The sequence below is a fragment of the Exiguobacterium sp. QJM3NY_9 genome, assembly GCF_056173545.1.
This window is the reverse complement of sequence record NZ_CM149679.1, coordinates 2821396-2846903: the sequence shown is the minus strand read 5'-3', so window position 1 is coordinate 2846903 and position 25508 is coordinate 2821396. Positions and strand designations below refer to the sequence as shown.

General features: G+C 47.9%; 24 protein-coding genes and 1 pseudogene. 8 read left to right on the top strand and 17 right to left on the bottom strand.

Annotated features, from left to right (window positions below; all coding sequences use genetic code 11):
* Positions 1-73: 73 nt before the first annotated feature.
* Positions 74-958, bottom strand: a complete 885-nt coding sequence (locus AC0VYQ_RS14530) for a LysR family transcriptional regulator (RefSeq protein WP_475403872.1) — start codon at positions 956-958, stop codon at positions 74-76.
* 115 nt (positions 959-1073) lie between these two features.
* Here AC0VYQ_RS14530 and AC0VYQ_RS14525 point away from each other — a divergent pair, with 115 nt between their 5' ends.
* A complete protein-coding gene (locus AC0VYQ_RS14525; protein WP_475403871.1) occupies positions 1074-1856 on the top strand; it encodes a 3-hydroxybutyrate dehydrogenase in 783 nt (260 codons plus the stop codon).
* Between the two features lie 48 nt (positions 1857-1904).
* Here the strand turns inward: AC0VYQ_RS14525 and AC0VYQ_RS14520 are convergent, their stop codons facing one another.
* Positions 1905-2399, bottom strand: coding sequence for a YajQ family cyclic di-GMP-binding protein (locus AC0VYQ_RS14520; RefSeq protein ID WP_029331969.1), 495 nt, complete (start codon positions 2397-2399; stop codon positions 1905-1907).
* 106 nt (positions 2400-2505) lie between these two features.
* On the opposite strand from AC0VYQ_RS14520, the gene pulA reads away from it, so the two are divergent.
* Together pulA and AC0VYQ_RS14510 are read left to right on the top strand one after the other, a co-directional pair.
* Positions 2506-4515 (top strand): type I pullulanase, encoded by a 2010-nt coding sequence (gene pulA, locus AC0VYQ_RS14515; protein ID WP_475403870.1) that lies wholly within the window; start codon positions 2506-2508, stop codon positions 4513-4515.
* 137 nt (positions 4516-4652) lie between these two features.
* A complete protein-coding gene (locus tag AC0VYQ_RS14510) occupies positions 4653-5135 on the top strand; it encodes a hypothetical protein (RefSeq protein WP_029331967.1) in 483 nt (160 codons plus the stop codon).
* 62 nt (positions 5136-5197) lie between these two features.
* On the opposite strand, the gene AC0VYQ_RS14505 is transcribed toward AC0VYQ_RS14510, so the two are convergent.
* Positions 5198-5371: a YycC family protein gene (locus tag AC0VYQ_RS14505; protein WP_088838124.1), complete on the bottom strand. Its 174-nt coding sequence runs from the start codon at positions 5369-5371 to the stop codon at positions 5198-5200.
* A gap of 108 nt (positions 5372-5479) precedes the next feature.
* Here AC0VYQ_RS14505 and AC0VYQ_RS14500 point away from each other — a divergent pair, with 108 nt between their 5' ends.
* The 3 genes from AC0VYQ_RS14500 (at position 5480) to AC0VYQ_RS14490 (ending at position 9674) form a co-directional block, all read left to right on the top strand.
* Positions 5480-6280, top strand: coding sequence for a hypothetical protein (locus tag AC0VYQ_RS14500; protein ID WP_475403869.1), 801 nt, complete (start codon positions 5480-5482; stop codon positions 6278-6280).
* A 68-nt stretch (positions 6281-6348) separates the two neighbouring features.
* Positions 6349-8457 carry an MMPL family transporter gene (locus AC0VYQ_RS14495; protein WP_475403868.1) on the top strand — a complete coding sequence of 703 codons (2109 nt, stop codon included), beginning with the start codon at positions 6349-6351 and terminating at the stop codon, positions 8455-8457.
* 101 nt (positions 8458-8558) lie between these two features.
* Complete coding sequence (locus AC0VYQ_RS14490; protein ID WP_475403867.1) at positions 8559-9674, top strand: NADH-dependent flavin oxidoreductase; 1116 nt, start codon at positions 8559-8561, stop codon at positions 9672-9674.
* A 159-nt stretch (positions 9675-9833) separates the two neighbouring features.
* Here AC0VYQ_RS14490 and AC0VYQ_RS14485 read toward each other — a convergent pair whose 3' ends face one another.
* The 6 genes from AC0VYQ_RS14485 to AC0VYQ_RS14460 all read right to left on the bottom strand — a co-directional run bounded on the left by AC0VYQ_RS14485 (position 9834) and on the right by AC0VYQ_RS14460 (position 16431).
* Complete coding sequence (locus tag AC0VYQ_RS14485) at positions 9834-10409, bottom strand: 3'-5' exonuclease (RefSeq protein WP_214766410.1); 576 nt, start codon at positions 10407-10409, stop codon at positions 9834-9836.
* Between the two features lie 128 nt (positions 10410-10537).
* Positions 10538-11926: an MATE family efflux transporter gene (locus AC0VYQ_RS14480; protein WP_214771692.1), complete on the bottom strand. Its 1389-nt coding sequence runs from the start codon at positions 11924-11926 to the stop codon at positions 10538-10540.
* Positions 11927-12106: 180 nt separating this feature from the next.
* Complete coding sequence (locus AC0VYQ_RS14475; RefSeq protein ID WP_475403866.1) at positions 12107-13192, bottom strand: site-2 protease family protein; 1086 nt, start codon at positions 13190-13192, stop codon at positions 12107-12109.
* A gap of 99 nt (positions 13193-13291) precedes the next feature.
* A complete protein-coding gene (locus AC0VYQ_RS14470) occupies positions 13292-13843 on the bottom strand; it encodes a maltose acetyltransferase domain-containing protein (RefSeq protein WP_088838113.1) in 552 nt (183 codons plus the stop codon).
* Between the two features lie 123 nt (positions 13844-13966).
* A complete protein-coding gene (locus tag AC0VYQ_RS14465) occupies positions 13967-14851 on the bottom strand; it encodes an SDR family oxidoreductase (RefSeq protein ID WP_214893368.1) in 885 nt (294 codons plus the stop codon).
* A 227-nt stretch (positions 14852-15078) separates the two neighbouring features.
* On the bottom strand, positions 15079-16431 hold the full coding sequence (locus AC0VYQ_RS14460) for an FAD-dependent oxidoreductase (protein ID WP_214766414.1): 1353 nt from the start codon (positions 16429-16431) through the stop codon (positions 15079-15081).
* A gap of 421 nt (positions 16432-16852) precedes the next feature.
* On the opposite strand from AC0VYQ_RS14460, the gene AC0VYQ_RS14455 reads away from it, so the two are divergent.
* Positions 16853-17470 (top strand): YitT family protein, encoded by a 618-nt coding sequence (locus AC0VYQ_RS14455; RefSeq protein WP_088838108.1) that lies wholly within the window; start codon positions 16853-16855, stop codon positions 17468-17470.
* 72 nt (positions 17471-17542) lie between these two features.
* Positions 17543-18109 carry an N-acetyltransferase family protein gene (locus AC0VYQ_RS14450; RefSeq protein WP_475403865.1) on the top strand — a complete coding sequence of 189 codons (567 nt, stop codon included), beginning with the start codon at positions 17543-17545 and terminating at the stop codon, positions 18107-18109.
* Here AC0VYQ_RS14450 and AC0VYQ_RS14445 read toward each other — a convergent pair.
* From AC0VYQ_RS14445 to AC0VYQ_RS14410, 8 genes and pseudogenes are all read right to left on the bottom strand, one after another.
* Positions 18057-18249 (bottom strand): annotated as a pseudogene (locus tag AC0VYQ_RS14445) (hypothetical protein). The gene AC0VYQ_RS14450 and the pseudogene AC0VYQ_RS14445 sit on opposite strands and share 53 nt — an antisense overlap.
* Before the next feature lie 276 nt (positions 18250-18525).
* Positions 18526-19917, bottom strand: coding sequence for a hypothetical protein (locus tag AC0VYQ_RS14440; RefSeq protein ID WP_475403864.1), 1392 nt, complete (start codon positions 19915-19917; stop codon positions 18526-18528).
* A complete protein-coding gene (locus AC0VYQ_RS14435) occupies positions 19914-20831 on the bottom strand; it encodes an FTR1 family iron permease (protein ID WP_088838100.1) in 918 nt (305 codons plus the stop codon). Before AC0VYQ_RS14435 ends, AC0VYQ_RS14440 begins: the two co-directional genes overlap by 4 nt.
* Positions 20832-20847: 16 nt before the next feature.
* On the bottom strand, positions 20848-21588 hold the full coding sequence (locus tag AC0VYQ_RS14430) for a hypothetical protein (protein WP_475403863.1): 741 nt from the start codon (positions 21586-21588) through the stop codon (positions 20848-20850).
* Positions 21585-22316 (bottom strand): glycosyltransferase family 2 protein, encoded by a 732-nt coding sequence (locus tag AC0VYQ_RS14425; RefSeq protein WP_475403862.1) that lies wholly within the window; start codon positions 22314-22316, stop codon positions 21585-21587. The genes AC0VYQ_RS14430 and AC0VYQ_RS14425 overlap by 4 nt, the downstream gene beginning before the upstream one ends.
* Entirely contained in the window at positions 22313-23746 is a 1434-nt protein-coding gene (locus AC0VYQ_RS14420; protein WP_475403861.1) for an alkaline phosphatase family protein, read from the bottom strand. Before AC0VYQ_RS14420 ends, AC0VYQ_RS14425 begins: the two co-directional genes overlap by 4 nt.
* Entirely contained in the window at positions 23743-24606 is an 864-nt protein-coding gene (locus AC0VYQ_RS14415) for a lysylphosphatidylglycerol synthase domain-containing protein (RefSeq protein ID WP_475403860.1), read from the bottom strand. Before AC0VYQ_RS14415 ends, AC0VYQ_RS14420 begins: the two co-directional genes overlap by 4 nt.
* The gene (locus AC0VYQ_RS14410) at positions 24585-25505 is read right to left on the bottom strand and encodes an NAD-dependent epimerase/dehydratase family protein (protein ID WP_088838092.1); all 921 of its coding nucleotides are present in this window, start codon (positions 25503-25505) and stop codon (positions 24585-24587) included. The genes AC0VYQ_RS14415 and AC0VYQ_RS14410 overlap by 22 nt, the downstream gene beginning before the upstream one ends.
* Between the last annotated feature and the right edge of the window lie 3 nt (positions 25506-25508).

Genomic DNA, 25508 nt, shown 5'->3' with positions numbered 1-25508 from the left:
CTTTCTGAAGTAACGATACATCCCATCATAACGAAAGAAAAACCATGCTACAAATACATGGTTTTTATACATATCATTCTTTTTGTGAATAAGAATCTTGGACGAAACGAATCCACTCCCGTGTGACATACGACTGATAACGTCCGGTCGGGACAGCGACACCTAATTGCCAGGGTACCCGAGTTTCTAACGGAACTGTTTTGACCCCGTTGACTTGAATCCGCTGCGCAAGCGAGCGGGGAAGGAGTGTGACTGCATTTTCTTCTGCGACGAGCAAACAAAGAAAGTCCCACTGAGAGCTGACATGTGTGACAGTCGGTTCAAAACCAGCTGTTCGGCAGGCGTTTAAAACGACGTTATGGAGAGAGAAGGTTTCATTAAACAAAACGAACGGCATCTGTGAAACTTCTTCTAACGCGATCGAAGCGCGTGAAGCGAGCGGATGCTGTTCCGGTAAAAACAGGTGCAGCTCTTCTTCCATAAAGGGGTAAACCGTCAAGTTTTCATCTGCAGGAAAGACGGTCGCAATTAAATCGACCTCACCCGCGACGATGGCTTTCTCTAAGGCGTGACCGCCGGCCTCGACGATATCGATTGTCACCATCGGATACTGTTCTGAAAATTTATGCAGCAGACGGGGGAAAAAGAGTGAACCGATTAACGGAGGAAGTCCGATTCGAATGGTTCCTTTCGTTAAGTGCATTACGTCATAGAGATGAGAGGGGAGATCAGAAAGTTGATGTAAGATTTTTTCACCTTCAAGAAGGAGTGTTTCACCAGCGTCTGTCAAAACGATTTGCCGTTTACTGCGATCAAATAGTGCAATATCGAGTTCTTCTTCAAGGCTGCGGACCATCTTACTTAAAGTCGGTTGCGTGACATGAAGATAATCGGCAGCACGCGTGAAACTTTTAAACCGGGCGACTTCAGTAAAATATTCGAGTTGTCGAAAATCCATCGTATTTCCTCCTATTCCTAATGGTTATACATAGCATAATAAGGATTCATTTTTATTATTGTTTTTGCAAGCGTACAGTAAAAGAAGTGAAACCGTAAAGAAGGAGTAGATAACAATGAAACAACTTGAAGGAAAAGTAGCGTTAATTACTGGAGCAGCAAGTGGAATCGGTCTTGAAATTGCTGAAGAATTTGCGGCGGAAGGTGCCAAAGTCGTCATCGTCGACTTGCAGGAGCAGGCAGCAAAAAGTGCAGCAGAAGCACTGACGAATAAAGGTTTTGACGCTTTTGCGGTCGCGGGTGACGTAACGAGTGAAGCGGCGATTAAATCGAGTATCGAACAGACGATGGCGCATTACGGAAAAATTGATATCGTCATCAATAACGCCGGCATGCAACACGTCTCACCAATCGAAGACTTCTCGACAGAGACGTTTGATTTGATGCAGAGCATCATGTTACGAGCACCATTCCTCTATACGAAATACGTGTTCCCGATTATGAAAAAACAAGGATTCGGACGGATTCTTAACATGTCATCCATTAATGGTTTGATTGGCTTCGCCGGGAAAGCTGCATACAACAGTGCGAAACATGGCGTGATTGGCTTAACGAAAGTAGCAGCACTTGAAGGTGCGACATCCGGTATTACGGTCAATGCGATTTGCCCGGGTTACGTCGATACACCACTCGTCCAAAAACAATTGTCTTCACTCGCTGAAACGCGGAACGTACCACTTGAGTCTGTCTTAGAAGAAGTCATCTACCCGCTCGTTCCACAACAGCGTTTGTTGCAAGTGAAAGAAATCGCAGATTATGCAATTTTCTTATCAAGTGATAAAGCAGCTGGCGTGACAGGTCAAGCCGTCGTCCTTGATGGTGGATATACAGCGCAATGAGCATAAACAAATCCCTTCCTCCGACTTGGAGAAAGGGATTTTTGCTGCTTAACGGAAATTGATGAACTGGACGTCGACAGATAATGGTAACTCACGGACGATCTGCATGACTTGTTGCAAGTCATCACGCGATTTAGCCGTGACACGGATTTGGTCATCTTGAATTTGCGTTTTGACTTTTAATTTGGATTCTTTGACGGCATTATTGATTTTTTTCGCATCATCACGGTCGATTCCGCTTTTTAGGATGACGCGTTGACGCACCGTATTCCCGGCTGCCTGTTCGACTTTTTCATACTGTAAGTTCTTTGTCGGGACTTCGCGTTTAATCAACTTCGTCGTCAAGACGTCTTTGACTTGATCGAGTTTAAAGTCGTCATCCGAGATGAGGATTAAATCCTCTTTCTCAAGTTTCATGTCACTCTTCGAACCTTTAAAATCAAAGCGGTTCGTAATTTCCTTCAGTGCGACTTGCATCGCGTTTTTGACTTCCTCGATGTTGATTTGTGACACGATATCAAATGAATTATCTTTTGCTGCCATATGGCATCTCCCCTTTCGTTCTATTCTCTATTTTAGAGAGGAACAGCGGAAGCGTCCACCACTTTGAAATTTTGTTATAATGAATACCATGAAATGAAAGGGGTGCATGGCTTTGAAACAAACAGCAGATATGTTGACGCTCACGCCAAAGGAGATGGATGAGCGTTATGCCTATAGAGGAATGGACTTGGGTGCGACTTTTGAAGAGACGACGATTCGTGTTCGATTGTGGGCACCGACGGCGGAACGTGTGGTCATCCGTCTGTACCGGACGCTGCGTGCAAGAAAAGTAGAGGAAGTCGAACTGTCAGCCGCTGAACGGGGGACATTCGTCGCAGAACTCGATCGTGCTGTGTATGAAGGTTATTTTTATACATTTCAAGCCATCGTCGACGGTCAGAAAGTCGAAGCGGTCGACCCTTATGCAAAAGCAGTCGGAACGAACGGAAAGCGTGGTGCATTAATCGATCCGTCCAGCGTACAACCGGACCGTTGGATTGAGGAGCGACCGATGTTCCATTCGTCACAAGATGCTGTCATTTATGAGTTGCACGTTCGCGACGCGACAAGTCATCCGGCGAGTGGTGTGGTCGAACGAGGTACGTTCCGCGGATTGACGGAAGCAGGTACGCGGACGAAAAATGGTGGATTGACGGGACTCGACTACTTAGCTGATTTAGGTGTGACGCACGTCCAATTACTTCCTATCTATGATTTCGGTTCGGTCAACGAAGCAGCACCAAACGATCCGGATAATTACAATTGGGGATACGATCCGGTCAATTTCTTTGCACCGGAAGGTTCCTATTCATCAAACGCAGATGATCCGAAAGCACGCATCCGTGAGCTCAAAGAATTGGTCCAGGCACTGCATGACCGTGGAATCCGAGTCATCATGGATGTCGTCTTCAACCATACCTATGAAGCAGAAAAGGTTCCGCTTGGTCAGTTCGTTCCGGGTTATTTTTACCGTCAAGCGGCAGACGGAACGCTTTCGAATGGTAGTTTCTGTGGCAATGACACAGCTTCTGAGCGTTTCATGATGCGGAAATTCATCATCGATTGCGTGACGTACTGGGCAAAAGAGTATCATCTCGACGGATTCCGGTTCGACTTGATGGGACTCCACGATATCGAAACGATGAACCAAGTTCGTCATGCACTCGATCGAATCGACCCGTCGATTTTAATCATCGGTGAAGGCTGGGATCTTGATACACCGTTACCGCTCGACCAAAAAGCGAACTATTTCAATGCCCCGCAGATGCCGGGGATTGCACACTTCAATAACGGCTTACGTGACGGGTTAAAAGGTGATGTCCAAACACCAGAGAACCGCGGCTTTATCAGTGGGTCGTTCGATCGGACGAATGAAGTCAAGCGCGGGATTGCTGGGAATGTGTCGTCGCAAGGCTTTGCGGATGAGCCGAACCAAGTCGTCTCCTATGTCGAAGCACATGACGACTTAACAGTTTGGGACAAGCTCTCTGTCTCACGCCCGGAGGATACGGACGAAGTACGACGCAAACGTCAAATGCTTGCCAATGCAATCATTTTGACGGGTCAAGGGATTCCCTTCCTCCACGCGGGTCAAGAGTTCTTCCGGACGAAGGATGGGATTCGTGATAGCTTCAATGCGGGAGAAGTCGTGAATCGACTCGATTATGAACGGGCAGAGACATTCAGTTCTTCCGTTGAATATGTCAAAGGGTTGATTGCGATGCGCCGTCAATATCCGATGTTCCGTCTTGAAAATACAGCGATGATTCGCAAACATCTCCGCTTCCTAGAAGAAGGAGAAGGCATCATTGCATATGAGCTGAAGCGGACATATGAAGGTTACGTCGAGCGTCAACGTGTCTATCATAATGCGACAGATGAAGACGTAACGATTGAATTGCCAAGTGGTGAGTTCGAAGTGCTTGTCGAAAACGGGGCAGTCAAAATCCATGCGCCTCGTCTGCACGAGGAACGAGAATTATTGATTCCGGCACTGACGACGACCGTAGTGGCCGAGCGAAAAGCAGACTATAAAAAGTATGCGGTCGCGGGTGGCGCGGCATTGACGATCATCGGTCTCTTATATGCAGCAAACAAACGTCGAAAAAAAGAGTAACCTAGTATGGCAGTCGCGTTGCGGCTGTCATCTTTTCGTATTAATTCTTTTTAGATAATCCAGTTTTAATTCATCTGATGCGGGAAAATAGATTAAGTAGTATTTAGAGGATTAGTTTTCTGAAAGGGAGCGTCAGCATGTTTGGATTTGATGATATCTGGAAATTTTTCTTATCGTTTTTTCTGTTATTACCGATTGTGACATTAATTCATGAAATGGGGCATTATTTCTTCGCACGATTGTTCGGAGGAAATATGGAAATCAATATTGGGTCAGGCAAGTCCTTGGTACGTGTCGGACCGATTCGTTTGAATCGAATTTACTTTTGGGATGGCTGGTGCCAGTATGAGGCACTCCGGCATGAAAATAAATTTACGAACATCATGGTGTACTTGGGTGGTTCGTTAGCGAACGTTGCAGGTATTTTAATCGTCAACGGATTGATTTATGCCGGAGTGTTCGAAGCATCGATCTTTACGTATCAGTTCGCTTATTTCTCCTTCTACTTTGTTTTCTTTTCACTCTTTCCGATTGATCATCCGAATGGATATCCGAGTGATGGGAAAGCAATCGTCAATGTCTTTCGGTACGGCAAGTCGGAGTATAATCCGCAAGCGTAAAAAAAGAGGCCTAGTGCCTCTTTTTTCGTAGGGATTGGAGTGCTGCTTGTCAGAAGTGGAGCTTAGTTTGTCTCCTCATCACTTGATTCAGTTGCAGCATCCGCTTGTTCGCTCTCGAGTTCGACTAACTTTTGGATTAAGATGTGACGCGGCATATGCATCAATTGTTCGAGTGGTACATTCAGACGCTTCGCGAGCTCGACTGCCGTGTCAGCAGAAAGTTGTAATGGTTTCATGAAAGATCCTCCTTTTGATGATTGGTTCTAGTATACAAGACATACAACGCGAGCGCATCGACAGTAGCTAGAAATCAATAAGGTTGATACCGTAGGAGGTAGGAAGTGATGTATATGTATAAACCAGCGGCTGAGCTGTTGCTCCATGAATCGGTATCGTTATTTGAACGAGTAGGAGAGGAATTCGTCTTGTTTCGAGAGCAAGGAGGATTTACGAAATGCGATGCAGATTTAAAAATAGTTTGGGAAACAGCCTGTGCTTATGTTCCATTCACGTGGTACCTCGAACCGAATGGAAGTCGTGCGTTCATCGTCTTCGAAGAAACGATTGTCTTCGGATTACTTGATTTAAAGAATGGTCAGATAACATATATGAATCGCCCGGATATCTGGGCGGATGCTTGGTTTAGTAACCTGTATGAGTGGAGTGGCAATCAACTGTTCTTATACGCAGCGGAAACGGATATCGTCCGCTTTGATTTGATAACGGAAGCAGGAACTTTTTCAGACTATGACGAAGCCCCTTTATTAGGGCGCATCGTCGAGCGTGGATACAATGAACAGTTGACGTTCGAACGATTTATTGCGCCGGCGACGATCATCTCATACGATCCCGATCAGACGCGATACGTCATTTGGGATGCGGTCAAGCAAGAAGAACAAGTCATCCCGTTCTCGGACTATGAAGAATATTCACTCGTCGATAGTCAGAAACAATTGTTTTCTGTCACGGATGCGACACGATTTTACCTCTATGAGGACAAACAATTAAAGTTTAAATTTGAAGGGTGTCAGTCGTCCGTATTGTTAAAAAGTCTGTTGCTTGACGAACAGGCAAGACGACTAGCAATCGTTTCGACGTCACCGAATTTCGGAAACACGTGGGTTCAAATTTTTCACAAGACGTAAACACATCCTTTGTCGATCGTACGAAGGATGTTTTTGCTGTCTAAGTAGAAAAAAGGAGGAGTCGACAGATGGAACGTCTTGGTCAGAAGATTGTTCGTTTTCGAAAAAGCATCAGTCTCGTCTGGTTGATTGCACTGATTGTCCTTGGGTATTTCGCCCTTCAGTTACCCGATCAATTGAAAGGGAACGGCTTCACCCGTGACGGGGAATTTCAACAAGTGGAGCAGGTGTTAGAACAAGAATTTAAGCAAGACCCCCATCAAATCATCGTCTTGTTTGAAGGGGATGAACAAACGATTCGCAAAGAAATGACGCGGCATGTCACGTTGTTTCGTGACATCAAAGGAGTCGGACAGGTCGTTGGACCAACCGAAAATCCACAAGCGATTCGGGACGGCAAAGGATATCTTACGGTCGGGACACCGGACATCGAACGGACATGGGCAAAAGCCATCGAAAACAAGCTGGATGTTCCGAATGATGTAACTGTCCGTCTAACTGGAGAACCACTGATCGTCGACGACTTGAATACGGCCTCGAAAAACGACTTGGTTCGTGCTGAATTGATTGGTGTTCCAGCGGCTTTACTTGTCTTACTTATCGTCTTCGGGACGCCCTTGGCAGCTGTCTTACCGCTCATCATGGGACTCGTCACCTTCATCTTCGGTGCCGGGATTCTCTATTTTGTCGCGGGACAACAAGAGTTATCCATTTTCGTTCTAAACGCCGTCGCGATGATCTCACTCGCGCTCGGAATCGATTTTTCACTGCTTTACGTCAATCGTTTTCGAGAGGAACAGGGCAAAGGGTATTCGATTGCGCGGGCAGCAGAAGTCTCTGTCGCGACAGCCGGTCGTTCGATTTTATTTTCTGGAATTTGCGTCTTTGTCGGGCTCGCTGGTCTGTTAGTCATCGATGTCGATGTCTTTCAAGCGGTCGCAATCGGGACGCTCGTCTCGGTACTGGGTGCGGTCATTAGTGCCATCACGTTACTCCCTGCTTTACTCGCACTGTTCGGTGCAGGATTAGAAAAAGGACGGATCTTTAAGTCCGGCTCGGATCGTGGTGAGCAACGCTGGCGAAATCTGGCGCGCTTCGTCATGAAGCGTCCTGTTGCGATTACGGTATTTTCATTGATATTACTCGTCCCGTGCTTGATTCCGTTACGTGACTTGGAGTTGAACATTCCGCAAGCGAGTGCCCTGCCGGAAGATTATGCATCAAGGCTTGCTTTTGAGTCATGGGAAGAGACATTTGGGGATGACGGGACCGACGCAGTCGTGTTAGTCGAGGGGGACTTTTCGTCTGAAGCAGGACTCAGTCGTCTCGAGGACGCGACACGACAGTTTCAAGCAGATAGCGGTGTGAAAGAAGTAATTTCCGGCGCGACCTTAGCCGAGCAGAACGGACTCGATTTGCAGCAAGCCGTTCAAATCGAGCAGGCGAAACAACAGTTGACCCCTTGGATTGCGTTTGACGCGGACGTCGCCCGGGTGAACGTCAATTTAGCCGGTGACCCCGGTGATCAAGCCTCGCAGGACTGGGTCAGGAAAGTCCGGGAAATGGGCTTTACGATTGGTGGTCCTGCCGCATTCAATCAAGAAATCTACGATGAGATTTATGACAAGATGCCGCTTGCGCTCAGTGTCGTGTTACTCGCGACGTTCTTGATTTTATTGATTGCGTTTCGCTCGATCTTAATTCCGATTAAAGCGATTTTGATGAACTTACTCAGTCTCGGTGCGACATTCGGATTGCTCGTCATTTTATTTGAATCAGGACTCGTTTTTCCGGCAGAAACGATTGGCATTTTGACGCCGGTCTTTATCTTCTCGCTCGTATTCGGTCTATCGATGGACTATGAAGTATTCTTAGTTTCACGGATGGAAGAATATTATGACGAGACGGGTGACAATGACGTCGCGACGGAAATGGGGCTTGCGAAGACAAGTAAAATCATCACATCGGCTGCCTTGATCATGATCGTCGTCACGGGAGCGTTTGCCTTCACGGGTGTCAGCCCGATTAAGCAACTCGGTGTCGGGATTGCGCTCGCGATCTTCATCGATGCGACGATTGTTCGGATGCTGTTAGTTCCAGCCTTGATGAAGTTATTCGGACACTGGAACTGGTGGTGGCCGGGCGGTCGACGGAAACGTCAAACGAAGTTCCACTAAACAAGCGAGCAGATTGGCTAGGCACATCATTAGGCATTTTGAAAAGTCCGAGCGTATACTGACGATATTCAAGTTAAGATTTCAGAGGAGGATATGTTTCAATGGCTAATGAAAAGATGTTTGATACGTTTACACTTCCAAACGGAGTGACACTGAAAAACCGTGTCATGATGGCGCCGATGACAAACTATGCGGCAGAAGAGAATGGTGAAGTTTCGGAAGCGGAACTCGCTTATTATGCAGCACGTTCAGGTGGCGTCGGTGCAGTCATCACAGCTTGTGCCAACGTCACAGCGGATGGACAAGGTTTCCCGAATGAATTCGGCGCAGAGCGTGATGAACTGATTCCAAGCTTAAAACGTCTTGCAACAACGATCCAAGACAAAGGCGCAAAAGCCATTCTTCAAATTTTCCACGCAGGCCGGATGGCACCACCAGAACTCGTCGGCGGACAGACAGTCAGCGCGAGTGCTGTAGCGCCAGAACGTGAAGGCGCCATGACACCACGTGCGCTCGAAGCAGAAGAAGTCGAAGCTATCATCGAAGCATTCGGTCAAGCGACACGTCGCGCGATGGAAGCTGGATTTGATGGTGTTGAAATTCATGGTGCAAATACGTACCTGATTCAACAATTCGTCTCACCACACTCAAACCGTCGTGATGACAAATGGGGGGGCAACCTCGAAAAACGTTTGGCATTCCCACTTGCTGTCGTCGATGCAGTCGAAGCGGTCGCAAAACAAGACCCATCGTTCATCGTCGGATATCGCTTCTCACCAGAAGAAATCGAAAACCCGGGGATTACACTAGAAGACACAATGCAGCTCGTTGATGTACTCGCTAAAAAAGACTTAGACTACCTGCACGTCTCCGTCATGGACTTCTTTGCTGGTTCGATTCGTGATGAAAACGAAACACGTTCACCAATCACACTCGTTCAAGAGCGTGTGGGACAACAAGTTCCAGTCATCGGTGTCGGATCACTCCACACACCAGAAGAAGTCGAACGTGCCTTAACAGAAGTGCCACTCGTCGCACTCGGTCGTGAATTAATCATGGAACCGAACTGGGTCGAAAAAGTCGAAGCAGGAGACGTCGCGTCGATTCGGACAGAACTTGATCCAACAACACAAGCAGAACTCGTGATGCCAGATGCACTGTGGCAAGGAATTATTAGCCGTCCAGGCTGGTTCCCGATTAAACAAACAACAAACTAAACAACGGACTTAAAAAAGGAGGATTCGACGATGTAGTCGAGTCCTCCTTTTAGCATGCAGACGTTTTAAAGCGCGTTCCGTCGTGGATCGCTTCCAAAGCGAAAAGCAACCATGAGCGTCATCTTATTTTATCCGAACAAATCGCCTATGAAATAAGAATTAATAAGCGACTTGTCCCATTCGTACACCACAAAATTCGTGGAGGGTGACGGGATGGTCAAGATTTGTCCGGTCGAGCATATCGTTTAGCAACAATGCGCAAATGTAGGCATCTTCCTTTGCATCGTGGTGTTTAAACGATACACCTAAAAACTCGGCCATCGTGTTCAATTTATGATTCGGCAGCCACGGATAAAGTTTACGGGATAGCTTGACGGTGCAGCCATATCGAAATGCGGGGATTTGATACAAGTCATACTTTTGAATTGCTTTTTGCAGAGCACCCATGTCAAATGCTGCATTGTGTGCAACAATCAGTTCGGCACCGGCAATCAAATCATATAAGCCGTGTTGTTCCATCGCTTCCGGTAAAGCAGGTTCGTTCCAAACGTCACTCGGACGGATGCCATGGACCCGAATATTTCCGGCATCGAATTCTTCTTCTGGATTGATCAAGACTTGATTACTCGTAACGACCTGACCGTTCGCGAGGACAGACCAACCGAATGCACAAATACTGCGACTGTTTCGATTCGCTGTTTCAAAGTCGATGGCTAATGTATAGGGTTGTACCATAATCATCACTCCTTTTCTTAGAGCATACCGTATTCAGACTTAGAATGCATGTTCGTATTTCGGCCCAAGCATCTTTTTTTCCTCAAGAAACCCGCCCACATGACATGTGAACGGGACGGCGATGATAATTATTTAGCTTGAACGGCTTCAGGTGCTGGGTCTGTATATTCTTGGGGCTTAAAGAGCATGACCCGGTCGCGATAAGCAAAGACACTCGCAGTCAGGACTGCCATCAAGTCAGCAATCGGAAAGGCGAACCAGACACCGCTGACGCCGAAGAACATCGGTAAAATCAACACGAGTGGAATCGTGTAAAGTGTTTGACGTGATAAAGAAAGGAAAAGCGCGACACGGGCTTTCGCGAGTGATTGATACATGCCGTTAATGATCATCTGAATCCCATAGACAAACGAGACGGCGAAAAGAATCCGCATCGCGGTCGAACCATCATCGAGCAGTGCGGTATCATTCGTGAACATTCCGACCCAGAACCGTGGGAAGAGTTGAATCAATAACCAAAGTGTAATCGATAATGACAGACCGTACCGCATCGCAAGTTTGATGGCGAGCGACATGCGGTCGAATTGTTTCGAACCAAAGTTGTAGCCGACGATCGGCTGCATCCCTTGGACGATTCCCATGATCGGCATCCCGACGAGCGCCATGAACTTGTTGATGACGGCGAAGGTCGCAAGTTCCGTCGTCCCCCCGTATCGGACGAGCATATGGTTGACGGTGATGAACAAAACGGATTGGGAGACTTGCATGATGAAGGACGACGAACCGATTTGCGACATCCGGACAACGAGCTTTGGTTCAAAACGGAAGGCTTCACGGTCTAATAGGAGACTTGTCTTTTTCTGTTTCGTAAAGAAGAATCGGAAAATCAAGATGGAACCGACGATTTGAGCGACGACGGTCCCGAGTGCCGCCCCTTTAATGCCCCAATCGAATCCGAAGATGAATAAAGGAGTCAAAATCGTATTGATGGCGACAGTTGTCAACATGACACGCATTTGGTAGTTCGCGCGTCCTTCCGCCCGTAACATCGCACTTGATGCCATCGTCAACATGAAGAATGGGGAACCGAACAGCAAAACACGCAAGAAATCGATGCTGTACGGCATGATTTCATCGGTTGCTCCAAAGACACGCAACAATGGCTCGACGAAGATGAAGGCGGAGACGATGGCGAGCATACTGACGACGAACACGACCATCAAAACATTTGCATATGCGCGACTGGCTCCGATTAAATTTTTTTGACCGAGTCGTTGGGAGGCAATCGCGGCGCCGCCGATTCCAAGTGAATTAGCAATCGCCATCAAAACGAGTTGGACGGGAAACGCGATTCCGACGGCAGCGACAGCAATCGTCCCAATTCCTTGGGCGACAAAAATCGTATCGACGATGTTATAGAGCGCAGTGACGAGCATACCAATCATCGCCGGGAGCGATAATCCAATCAATAATTTATTGATGGGTGCATCTCCCAGTTGGGCAGTATTCTTATTCATCGGTAGGAGAGCCTCCTTTAAGGTAAGTACGTTGGCTTTTACTCAGACTAGTCGCTTGGGTCGGCAGATGCAAGAAATCACTCCAGGCAATGTGCAAAGAGGAACTGTTCTATCCTTGTGACGAATCGGTATGAAAACAAAAACACTCCGACAACAGTACAGTGACGGAGTGTTTGCGCGTTAAGAGGGTAACGGTAAATAGCCTTTTGAGTATTCGAAAGCGAGGAAGAGAATCGCTCCGAGTGCCAAATAGGCAACTAACGTAATCGCTTGTTGTTTTTTCGGCATCTGGTGGTACTCAACCGATTTTTCCGCTTCAAGCAACGGTTCGATGCGTTGGTCGAGTCGACGCAGCAAGGCATCGTAATCATTCGCCGAATCATATTGATAGCGTAAGAGTTCGTCAGCAGCTGGTTTTGCTTCTTCCGGACTTGCACTCCGCAGACTTTGCAAGTCATGGCGCAAAGTCCATGCAATCGGATCATAGCTCGATGTAGCGGAGACTGTAGTCTCACCTGAGTCGAGTTGATCGCTCTCAGCCGGTTCAGCGATTGGATGTTGTTCCTGTTCCGCTTTTGCTTGTAAAACACGGTTGCGGGCTGCCCGGTACAACATCAGGACGGATTGATTGTCTTCGTATTGTTTCGCAAAACGGTACCGTTTCCAGACGGCACTGCCGCCGAGGAAAGCGATCAACAATAAGATGATGCTGAAATGGGTGAGACCGTAGGCGATCAGGGCAGCGAGTCCTGCAATCCAGACGACGATCGGCAGACCAGCTAAAATCCGTCCGCCATCGAGCGGACTGACCGGGAGTAAATTGAATAGATTGAGCAGGGCACCTAAGTGGAAGATAACGAGCCAAAAATCATTTCCTGTCACGGCATATCCAATCAAAAGCGGGATAAGGGAGAGCAGTCCGGCGAGCGGACCCCCGTAGGCTAAGATTGCTTCTTGTTTCGGCGTTCGGAATGTATCTTTGATCCCGATGACGGCCCCCATGAACGGAACGAAAATCGCTGGTCCCGTCTTAAAACCCAGGCGTTTTGCAGCAGCTAAATGTCCCATTTCATGAATGAACAATAGGTAAAGCAAACCAACACCAAACCAAACACCAAAAATTTGGGCATAAAAGAGAAGCGAAATACCGAACGAAATCAGCGTTCCTCCGAACTTCGAAAATTTTAAGAGTGCAAGGACGACCTTTCCTTTCGAGAGCAAAAATGCTCCGGCGACGGCAAGGCCTCCCCAACGTTTTTTATCCATCATGAATTCCTTCTTCCATAAATATGACGTTCTGTCTCTAGTGTACGCCAAATTAAGAAAAAAAGTTTCATTTGCCGCCGGTTCAGTCTGTTTCCCACATCAAATCGTTTTGAGGATTTTAGCAGGATTTCCACCCACGACCGTATTCGCAGGGACATCTTTAACGACGACGCTCCCGGAAGCGATGACCGCATTATCGCCAATCGTCACACCGGGATTAATGACAGCTCGTCCGCCGATCCAGACGTTATCCCCGATGACGACGGGTTTGCCGAATTCATACCCACTATTTCGTTCGACAGGATCTAGCGGATGCGTCGCTGTATAAATGTGGACGCCCGGAGCAAGCATACAGTTGTCACCGATCGTAATCGGGCAAATGTCGAGCAGCACACAATCGTAATTAGCATAAAACCGGGCACCAAGCGTGATGTTGTAGCCATAATCACATTTAAAAGACGGTTCGATGTAAAAATCCGTTTGTTCCGTCCGGAAAAGTTGTTGCAGGAGAGATTTTCGGTCGGGCAGCTCTTCGATGCTCAGTTGGTTGAATTGATGACAAAGCATCTGCGCCCGTTTCCGGTCCGCCACGAGCTCCGCATCCCCGGCTAAGTACAACTGACCTTGAATCATCTTTTCTTTTTCTGTCACATGAATCATCTCCTAACGGTATGTATATCTTCATTAGACTAAATCGGACTGGGAGAAGCAACTGATACCAAAAAAAGCGGTTTTGATGTCGCCATCAAAACCGCTTTTTACTCTGGCATTCAATTAAGCAAGTTCAATTCCGCCTGTCACACCATAAATTTGTGCCGTGACATAACTGGCATCGTCAGACGCGAGGAAGACATAGACGCTCGAAAGTTCGACCGGTTGACCACTTCGTTTGAGTGGTGTTTCTTGTCCGAATTCCGGAATGTTTTCGCTCGGTTGACCACCTGAGATTTGAAGTGGTGTCCAAATTGGACCCGGTGCGACCGAATTAACGCGGATGCCTTTTGGCGCAATTTGTTTCGCGAGGCCGCGTGTGAATCCATTGATGGCAAATTTCGTTGAGGCGTAATCAAGTAAGTTCTCACTCGGATTGTATCCTTGAACAGAAGTTGTCGTGATGATTGAAGCGCCTTCTTTTAGAAGTGGGAGAGCGGCTTTAACGACCCAAAACAGCGAGAAGACATTAATTTCATATGTTTTCCGCAGTTGTTCTGTTGACAGATCCATGATGTCCTCGACAGCTTGTTGTTTTCCGGCGACGAGTGCAAGGATGTCGAGTCCGCCAAGTGAATCATGTGCCTCTTTGACAAGTTGCTGACAGAACGATTCGTCACTTAAATCACCTGCGAGTAAGTACGCTTTTTGACCAGCTGCTTCGACAAGTGCTTTTACTTCTTCTGCATCTTGTTGTTCTTCCGGGAGATAGTTCAGGAAGACATCTGCTCCTTCACGGGCATAAGCAATCGCAGCAGCACGTCCGATTCCTGAATCACCGCCTGTAATCAACGCTTTCTTACCTTTTAGTTTACCTGAACCTTTGTAGCTTTCTTCTCCACAATCCGGAACGGGTTCCATTTTTGCCTGGACAGCCGGTGGCTCCTGATACTGTTTTGGGAAATCATCGTTGAAGTGTTGTGTAAGTGGATTTTTAGACTGTGACATGAACTGATTCCTCCTAGGTAGTGGTTTGATTTGCATAAGAAGTATGTTCCCTGTCATTTCACGTTTAAACGTCAACTTATTAACCAAGTGAAGTTTTTATTAGAGCGAAAAGGCTACTCGATAAGGCTATAGCAACAAATAACTGAATGCGAACGAAGGGCGAATAAAAAAATCGGAGTCCACAGGTGTGAACTCCGATTTTTACTAAAGATAAGGTGGATGAGCGATCAGACGCGTTCTGCTGTCAGCTCTTTCATCCCTTGTAGAGCTGCTTGATTCAGTAAGTTCCACGGTTTGTTGTAGTGCGGTTGGAAGAAGAAGTCCACGAAGGCCAGTTCTTCAAGCGTCATTTCATTTTGAATCGCGACCGATAACGTATTCATCGCTTGCGTCAAATCGACCTTCGAAATAATTTGGGCACCGACGACGCGATGAGAGTTTTGTTCAAAAACAAGTTTGAGTTGGACGTCTTCTGCAGTCGGCATAAATTCAGGTCGATACGCATCTGTGACGGTCGTACTCATGACTTCTAGTCCAAAGAATGGAGCAGCATCTTCCGTGACGCCGGTCGACGCGATATTTAAGTCATATAACCGGAGACCGGACGTCCCTTGCGTCCCTTGGTAACGAATCGTCGGGGCAAGTAAGTTTTTCCCGACGAGCGTTCCCATACGGACGGCATTCGTCGCGAGTGGAATATAGGCATGTGTCCGGGCCGGATTGTAGTAGACGGCACAGCTGTCACCGGCAGCAAAGATATTCGGATTACTCGTCCGCATATAGTCGTCGACGATGATGGCACCGTTCGGTAACATATCGATTTGTCCTTTTAAAAGCTCCGTACTCGGACGGAAACCGACACAAAGAATGACGAGATCCGTTTCGAACGTTCCTTTGTCCGTGACAACTTGTGTGACGTTGCCGTCTACGCCGGTAAAGCTTTGAACAGTCTGGTTCAACTCGAGCTGAATGCCGCGATCTGTCAATTCACTTTCAATGATATCCGTGAATGAACGATCCAAGTATTTATTTAAAATCCGGTCGGCACTGTCGATGAACGTCACTTCTTTTCCGTATGCTTCAAACGCTTCAACGAGTTCAGCACCGATGTAGCCGGCACCGACAACTGTAATCCGCTCGGCATCCGTTGCTTTTTTGATGATGGTTTGAGCATGGTGGTAGTTTTTACAAAGTTCGATTTGATTCAGTTCAATGCCCGGTAACATCGGAATGATTGGCCATGAACCTGTTGTCATGATTAATTTGTCGTACGTATCGTGAACGGTTTCACCCGTCAGAAGATTTTTCGCAAGAATCGTTTGGTTCGTACTATCGATTTCAAGGACATCATGTTTCAAGCGCATCGTTGCTCCGAGGTCAGCCAGCTCGTCAGGTGAAGAGTAGAAGAGTGACTCGGCATGCTCAACGACACCACCGACGTGAAGGGCAATCCCGCAAGAGAGAAATGAGACGTTATCGTTTCGTTCATAGACTGTGATTTCAAGGTTTTCGTTCGTTGCCGTAAGCTCTTTGACTGCTGCTGTTCCTGCATGTGTACAACCGATGACTGCTACTTTCATGAGTGAAGTCCCCTTTTTGTTTGATTGTGATATTAATCACATTCGATTTGATAACCTTAGTGTAATACTTCACAATATCGGTTTCAAGTAGTTTGTTCATGATTGAGCATAGTTTTGTCTGGATTGTGAATTTGTGAACAAAGAGGTAATGACTTATAACGTTTTTGTTAAAAGTCCGTAAAAATGTTTTAGTTTCTGAAGTTCGGGTTATAATAAGATGGAGAACTAAATGAAAGGGTGGAAACCGATGGATACCGAGAGGACCGATCATCTATTTAGCTTACCTGATTTTTAGCATCGCTGGTCTTACGTAAACAAGACAGTAATGGTTAAAAAAATCAGGGAGAGCGAAAATAGATGAATACCCAAACGGCAACAATAAAACCTCTCCCATGGAAGATACGGGAGAGGACAATAAAACATGAAACGAATCGCAACCATCTTAGCAGGAACGTTACTTATGGCGTTCGGCTACTATACTTTGAATGAACAGTTTGGATTAGCAGAAGGCGGATTTATCGGGTTATCTTTATTAGGACGGTATTTCTTTGATATCAATCCATCGATTTCGATGATCGTGCTCGACATTCCATTCTTTATTGGAGCACTTTATTTTAAAGGAAAACGCTTTGTCAGTGAGGCACTTGTCTCAGCAGGTGCACTATCGCTCTTTTATGAGATGTGGCATCAGCTCGATTTGTTCCATTTCCCGGAACAGGCCTGGCCGGCAACGTTAATCGCCGCCATTGCGAGTGGGATCATCACGGGATACGGACTTGGTCTTGTGTTGAAGAGTGGTGCTGCGACCGGCGGTGACGACCTTTTATCAATGGGCCTTAGCAAAGTGACAGGTTTATCGATCGGGACGATTTTATTTAGTCTCGATGCAATTGTTCTTGTCATTTCACTCGTCTACTTGCCAGTCAGTTTGACGCTTTATACGTTACTTGCAGTTGCCATCGCGGGACGCGTCGTCTCAGTCATGACACGCGAACCGGTTACTGTACCAGTAGTTAGACCAGCGCCACAACTGAAATAAATAAAATCCTTCCTGACATCAGGAGGGATTTTGTTTTAGGATAAAAAGAGATAACGAGAAGGGGGCTACCCAATGATTAGACAAGCGACTGCGGAAGACGCCGATCAAATCGCACCATTGATTGAACAGGCGATTCATGAAATTGCCGAGACACTGACCGGAACGCAGGAGAAGGAATTGATTTTGGAACGGCTTGCGCTGTTTGTGACGCAAACGGGAAACCGGTTAAGTCACGAGAACATTCTCGTCAAGGAGCTCGATGGGCGCGTCGTCGGCATCGTCATCGCATATGCGGGAGTGGATGCAGCGCAGTTGGATGAACCGATTAAACGTCAGCTCCTCGCGTGGACAGGTCAAGAGATACAAATTGATCAAGAGACGGAAGGAAACGTCTTTTATCTCGATACATTGTCGGTCGATCCGGCATACGGCGGAAGAGGAATCGGGTCTGAGCTGTTGCAGGCAGCAGCGGACGAAGGAGAGAAGCGTGGATTACGCGCGTTTGCGTTAAATGCCGATCAGACGAATGCTGGGGCGCAACGTCTCTATCGACGTCTTGGATTCGTCCCGGTCAAGACGATTGAAATCAGTGGCGGACAATTTGATTACATGGAACGACCGTATGCGAATAGAAAATGAAGTCCTGAATGACTGTTGAGAAGCAGACAAGACTTCGCTTTCCGCGGGCGAAACGTGAGCCTCCGCGTCGCCTGCGCGACTTACGGGGTCTCACCTGTTCCGCTTTTCCCGCAGGAGTCTTCGTCTTGTCTGCTTCTCAACGACGTTTTGTTAAGCTGTTAAAATCCATCCATCAGGAATCTGAAATCAAAAAATCACTCGCTTCACGCGACTCCTACAGGAAAAAGCGCAAGACGACTTGCGCTGTCAGAGACAAACAAGACCCGATTTTCTGCCTCATGGAGGCAGGAAAACTGGCTTGTGTCTCGCCTGAGGAAAGCGCGTGGAAAAGAGTGATTTTTTACGTTTACTTCAACTAATAGGTTAAGAAGCAATCATTTTCTAATCATCTGAAAAAAATAGTGAAAAAAGTATCTTTATCTCGGAGCTTCTTCATTCAAGTTTAACCGGTACAACCGCGCCTCCGCATCCTCCGGTTCAAACCGGGGGTCACTCGTAAAGCGGAAAACCTCTGTCACTTCAATCGATACATCTGCCACCCGCAACTGTTTGAGTAATCGTCCGGTCAGGTAAACTTCCGCTGATTTAGGCTCCGCCCGCCATTTGCTGACAGATCCAATCGGAACGATCGTAGCGTCAGGACGTGCCATCAAAAACTGGCGGTCTTCTTCATCCGTAAAGATGGTCGCTGACGCCGGTAAACCGGTAATGGCATCCGCCAACTGGATAGTTGCCGGTTCAATTGTCGCTTGGCGGTACAAGGCGATACTTCCCATCACCAATTGAATACATAAAAATGGGACGAGCCAACGCACTGACAGATGGCGAACAAGCAGGAAGACGAGCAGTAAGACGAGAGGTAAAACATGGCGTGGTTTATCAATGTTTTGGGCCAACCAGACCCAAAGGAAATAACCAGTACCGGTGACGCTCCACCAAAGAGGAAGCGGACGGATTCGTTGGCAGAACAAGAATAGCCCTGAAGCAAGACCGAGCCAACTTGTAAATCCTAAACCATGCCAAACGATTTGTTTGAGTGTCAATCCAAGTCGTTCAATCAACGAGGCTTCGTCCGTTTGTGCCGTACCGCCCCAGTCCGAAAAGTGACCCGTCACGAAACTGAGTGACAATTGAGCGAAGGACGCGGGTCCCCCGACCGAGAAGGCGACCGGTAACAGCCAGGCAAGTTGTGCCAGGAGTAACGTCGCCAGTTCGGACAGGAGTTGCCAGTATTCTTTTCGGGTTTGCCAAAGTAAAAAGAGTAACACGATTCCGAACGGCGCATAGGATAATCGTGTTGCCATCAACAGTCCGAATAAGAGGTACGGCAAAAGACGGAAATGACCGTGCCGAGCACGTTCGACACTCCACATGAACCAACAGAGGACACCAAGTGCAAGACCATCCGACATCCCGGTCGCAGAGATGACGACGAGTGAAGCAACCGAGATGACAGTGAAAGCAGCTAGTAAACGTGCCGTATCAAACGACTGACGTTTTAACAGCAAATATAACGGAATCAGTCCGCTCGTGAAGCCAAGCGTCGAGACGATGCCAAGCGCACGGACGGGTTCAAGCCCGAGTCGTGTGAGACCTGTCGCGAGTAAGATGAAAAACGGGTACCCCGGAAAATGTGGCTGCAAATTCGCCAAATCATACTGTCCAACCGCTAACGTAAAGTTGGCGATGTCGTAGCTTGCGACAAACGGGATGACCAGATAAAGATGAACACCCAGCAATAGTGAGATGGCAAAACAGAGCGTGAAAAAAAGCGATCGTCCAAGTAGACGATCGCTCCGAACGGTCAAGAAACCTCCTGAAGTTTTTTGGCTGCTTTTGGTGTTCGATTTTGACGCATCAGCATGAAACCGGCAAACGCGAAGTAGCCCCACCAGGCGATCACTTGCTCAAGTGATGGATTATGGCTGTAGCCGAACATCGCACCCATAAACGTACCGATTTGTCCGCTGATTAATGTCGGATTGCCTGTATCGCGCAAATATTGGATTTGGTCGATGTAGTGTTCCGGCATAAACCCGACGATGTTATACAAGGCTGCCGGTGTTCCATCGGCATTCGTCAACAGGCTTCCGAGCAGTCCAAGGTCTTGGAAACGTCCAATCGTTTGGACGAGCATGCCGGCAGCAATAAACAGAATCAAGATGCCGGTCACTTGGAAGAAACGTTTGACTGGAATCTTCATCGTGCCGGAAACGAACAGGTAACCGAAGATTAAGGCGAGCAAGAGACCAGACACGGCACCATAACTCGTCAAGACTTTCTCGATTTCACCGCCGGAAATGGCAGCGAAGAAGAAAACCGTCTCGATGCCTTCTCGGACGATGACGAGGAACGAATGGATGATCATCGTGATGGCACTGCCTGTCGAGACCGCCGCCGCGACTTTTGCCTGCGAGGCCTGTTGGTTTTCTTTCGCCTCTTTCCCCATCCAGAGCACCATGTGTGTCAGTAAGATGACGGAGATCATCATGATACCAAGACGCAAGTACGTGTCGCTACCGAAGCTTGCGAAACTCGTAAAGACGACTTGGAATAAAAAGGCGACACCGAGGCTCGCGAGCAGCGCAAGTCCGACTCCGGCATAGACCCATTTTTTATATTGCGGTGCGTTGAGTCGATCGAGATAGCCGAGAATCAAACCGACGATCAAGACAGCTTCGAGACATTCACGAAGCGTAATTAAAAACGCTTGAAAATCCATCGTCCTTCCTCCCTAATCAGTGATTTTGACGTTTCTTTTTTCGTTGACCGATGATGACGATGACGATTAAAACGATGACAAGACCAATCGCAATCGTTTTCCAAATCTCATCTGTTCCGAAGGATTGTCCGAAAATCGAATCCTCTTCTTCAAATAAACCGGTTTTTTCTTCTCCGGGTAAAACGAATAGTGGTGTAATTGTATCTTCGATTAATGCAATGTTTTGATCAAATGTTTCTTTATCACTCGCTTTTTTCCCGACTCCGAACAGTCCGGGGTTCCCGAGCGCAGTAAGTGCATCGTCAAACGCAGTATACAATGCATCGGACGTTTTTGCATCTGTGCTTTCTTTGACATAAGGAGCAAGTACATCATATGTGCCGCGTGCTTTCGCAAGTAACAGCTTCGCCTGTCCGAAGTCTTCGAACTGCTCATCCGCAAAATGAAGACGACGTTCGATGTTTTGACGTAAGGCAACGCGATACGCCTGTTTGGCATTCTCTGCGTCTTCTTCCGCTAACGCAGCATCAATTTTCTCCTTCGCTTCAGGGAAGTAAAGTTTAAATTCTTTATCATACGCGTCAATCGTTTCCTTCGCAAGTACATAATCTTTTTGATCAAGCTGTTCCTCAAATTGTTTATAAGCTTCCGCAAAAGCTTCTTTGCCCGGGTCACCATAGCTGTAAGCAAACGCCGATAAAGGAGTCGCGAGGAGACAGAAGAAAACAACGACCGGAAGGACTAAACGTTTTATCATCCGAGATGCTCCTTTCGTTCAAAACGTTCTTCAATCGGTAGTGCAACGATTGGTCGACGCCACTCTTTGTAAATGGCAGGGACCACACGTTGAATATAGTTCAAGCGGATAAAAGATTTTCCTGATTCACGTACCCGGTAACGAATCGATACTTCTTTCAGACGGAATCCTTTACGGACGAGATTCAACGTCAAGACTTGCGCGTAGTTGTAATCGTGGATGATTTCCGCGTGTTTACAAGCAGCGCGTGAGAAAGCACGCATCCCGCTTTGTCCGTCATGAATTTTTCGTTTCAGTAAAACACATTGAAGCCACGTAAAGACGTGATTCCCAATATAGCGATAGAGGCGCATTCCGTCAATCGTCCCGAGGAATCGTGATCCGAAGACATAATCCGCATCGTTCGCTAAGATCGGTCGAACGACGTCCGGAATTTGATCGGCCGGGTACTCGTTGTCCGCATCAATCATCACGGCGACGGTCGCACCATGGTCATAAGCGCGATACAATCCTTCGCGGACCGCAGCGCCAAGACCACGATTTTGTTCGAACCGGTAGACTTGAGCACCGTTCAGGGTTGCGACGGTCGATGTAGCATCGGTCGATCCATCATCGATGACAATCGTTTCGACGGGGATTCCGTCAATCTCATCCGGGATTCGTTTTAAGACGAGCGGGAGAGAGGTTTCTTCATTGTGAGCCGGAAGGAAGACGACGATTTTCTTCATGAGCGTTCCTCCTTAAAAGCTTCCGTCAACAATACGCCACGACTGTCGTGCGGGATATCGGCACCAAGCAACTTCGTAATCGTTGGTCCAAGCGACAGGATATGCCGGTGTGTATCGACCTTGCGACCAGCATGAATGTGTTTGCCATACATCCAAAATGGGACGAAACGTTCTCCTTCGTCGAGGTGACCATGCCCGCCGATCCCGTCGGCTTGACCATGATCGGCCATGACGATCAGTGTCGCATCGTCTAACTTACCGAGACGATCGAGTTCTTCACAAAACTCTGCGAGTAGCGCATCGGCTTCCTCGATTTTTTGAATATATTCCGAGTAGAGCGTCCCGCGACTATGACCGGTTTGATCCGTTCCGATTAATTGAATTGCAAGCAAATCCGGATCTTCTTCGTGAACGATTTGCTTGGCCCGTTCGATGATGTTGCGGTCGGCGACATCATTATGCATGACGGCTGTCACGGTACTGACGTCGGTCGAACCGAACGCATCGACGAGGTGGGCAATCCCGAGAATCTTGCCGGATTTATTGACGGCACGCAACCGGTCGAAGACGGTATCCGTTTTGACACCGGTCGTATTCCAAACCATGTTGGAATGAATTCCGTGATCTTCCGGACGTGCTCCCGTGAACATCGAGCTGAAGCAGACGACTGTCCGGGCCGGGTAGACGGTCTCCATATTCGTATATTCCGTTCCTTCTTGACGCAATCGCTCGAGAAACGGAGTGTTCGCAGCCATGTATCGGTCTTTTCGCATCCCGTCGACAATCAAGACGTAGACTTTGTCTGAAGTCGGCAAGCTGACGTCTTTTGTCGGCTCAGTCGGAAGTTTCGGTTTCCAGTCGAAGAGATAATGGTGGAGAATCCAAGCAAATAGTAACAATCCGGCAGGGAACAAGACGTACGACCAGTCAAAGGTCGGATTGATTGACGCTGTTTGCCAGTAGGCAAGTAAGAGTGCGACTTTCGGTAGTTGTTCTTGCGCGTTACCACTCGTCGAGTCACTGTTCTTGAGGACGAGTTTCCAAAAACGTGTGAAGTTGAGCCAGTCCGTTCCAATCCGTAAATGGTAATAAATCGTTCCCCAGAAGAAAATCGTGAAGAAGAAATAAAGACCTGCGCCGTAAGCGAATAGGGGCAAGAGCCGTGAATCCGTTCCTTCGAGGAACAACCAGACGATGACGGGCATCCATAAATAATTACGAAGGAACAGCGGGAAATCAAATTTCCAGTACAGTACGAATAAAGGCAACGTCACTAAAAATCCGAAGCCGGCACCGCTCAGTGTCTGTTGAAACAAAAGGCAGTAGCTGAGGAAGACACCGACTGTAAAAATCGGGGTGAATGGTTTTCCTTCATTCAATAGATTCCACATACGGGCTGCGACTTTTTCAAAACGTGAAGCACTTTTCATGAAGATCCTCCTTTCTGTTGATTCTTGAATTGGCGAAACAGTAATGTGACACTACGGTGATGTCTGACCAAAAAATACAAAGGTGCGATGAAGGCGAACGCATATTTGAACGTGTGCGTCATCAAGGCAAGTTCATAAGGATGGTCGACGCCTGCCGTCTGTAGAACCGTTCCCATCGCGAGCTCATACGTCCCGAGACCACCGGGGGTGAATTGAGCAATTCCGGACAAGACACCGGCACTCATCGCGATTAAGACGAGGGGGAAGGGAAGGACAGCGTTCACGCCTAAGAATAAGCAGTAAACGGCGCCCGCTTCCAAACACCAAGCGAGTGTGCCATACCCGATTAATGCGTACATCGTCCGTAAAAAAGGGCGGACGACGACTAAGGCGAGTACACCGAGCACAATCGCGATACCTGCAGGAAGAGCTGTTTTCGTCGCGAGCAAGCCGAGCGAGACGAAGAGTCCGAGGACGACCAAATCAATGCCGCGCTGTGCGACAAGGATTGCCGTTGTCCGTTTTAAGGGACTAGCGATGGCACGTGCCGTCAGCAGGCGAATACCTTCGCCGAGTTTGACGGGTGACAAGTGATTGACGGCAAGGCCGAGGTAGAGGCTCGTCAAATAGATTGGCAAGGGTGCCTGCCGCTGATCAGCCACGCGCCAGGCGACAGCGCGGACATAAAAAGCACCTGCATACAACAAGCTTGCGAGTAGCGTCCAGTAAGAGCGTGAAAGGGTGCGCAAGTAATCATAGAGGACAGGTAACTCGAGCACGAACCGAATTAATAAAAAAACAACCGCGAGCGTCAAGAGGACGCTTGCGGTTGTACGGATTACATGCGCCCGAGATGCCATGTAATCATCCGCTCGAGTCCTTCATTCAAGGTAACGGAGGGCGTGTAGTCGAATGCTTGTCGTGCAGCTTCCGTATTACTCCATGTCATCGAGACATCTCCTTCTCTTTGCTCGGTGAACGTTACCGGAACACCGTATCGCTCACTGAGGGACCTGGCAATCGTTCGGACCGACTCCGGTCGATTCGCCCCTAAATTATAAGTCCCGATTGCGCGCGCTTGAAGTGCTTGTTCCATCCCGCGTGTAATGTCATCGATGTACGTGAAGTCGCGTACCGGGTCACCGAACACGACAAGTTCTTGACCACGAAGCGCTTGTTCGATGAAGCGGTAAAGCGCCATATCCGGGCGTCCGGATGGTCCGTAGACCGTAAAGAAGCGGAAGATCGTAACCTGTAATCCATACAGGTTTTGATAGGCATTACAGAACGTCTCGGCACTATACTTCGCCGCGGCGTATGGACTGACGACTTGACCGGTTGCCTGCTGTTCGCTCAACGCACCTGTCTGCTCCCCGTAAACCGAAGAAGAAGAGGCAAACAAGACTTGCTGAATCTGATGTTGTTTTGCCGCTTCGAGGACGGTCACCGTCATATCGATATCTTCTTTGATGTAGCGATGCGGCTCACGTAAAGATCCGGGAACGCCAGGTAAAGCAGCAAGATGGAACAAGGCATCGAATTGACCGGATGAACACCAGGCATCGAGTCCGACGTGGACATCTGCTTCACAGATGTTTACGCCGAGTCGTGTCAGCTCCGCTGCCCGTTCGCGTTTCAAGTCGCTTGCATAATAATCGGTGAAGGCATCGATGATCGATACGGTATGACCACTAGTACGCAAACGAGTTGCAAGTGCAGCACCGATGAAGCCAGCGCCACCCGTAATTCCGATGTTCAAAGG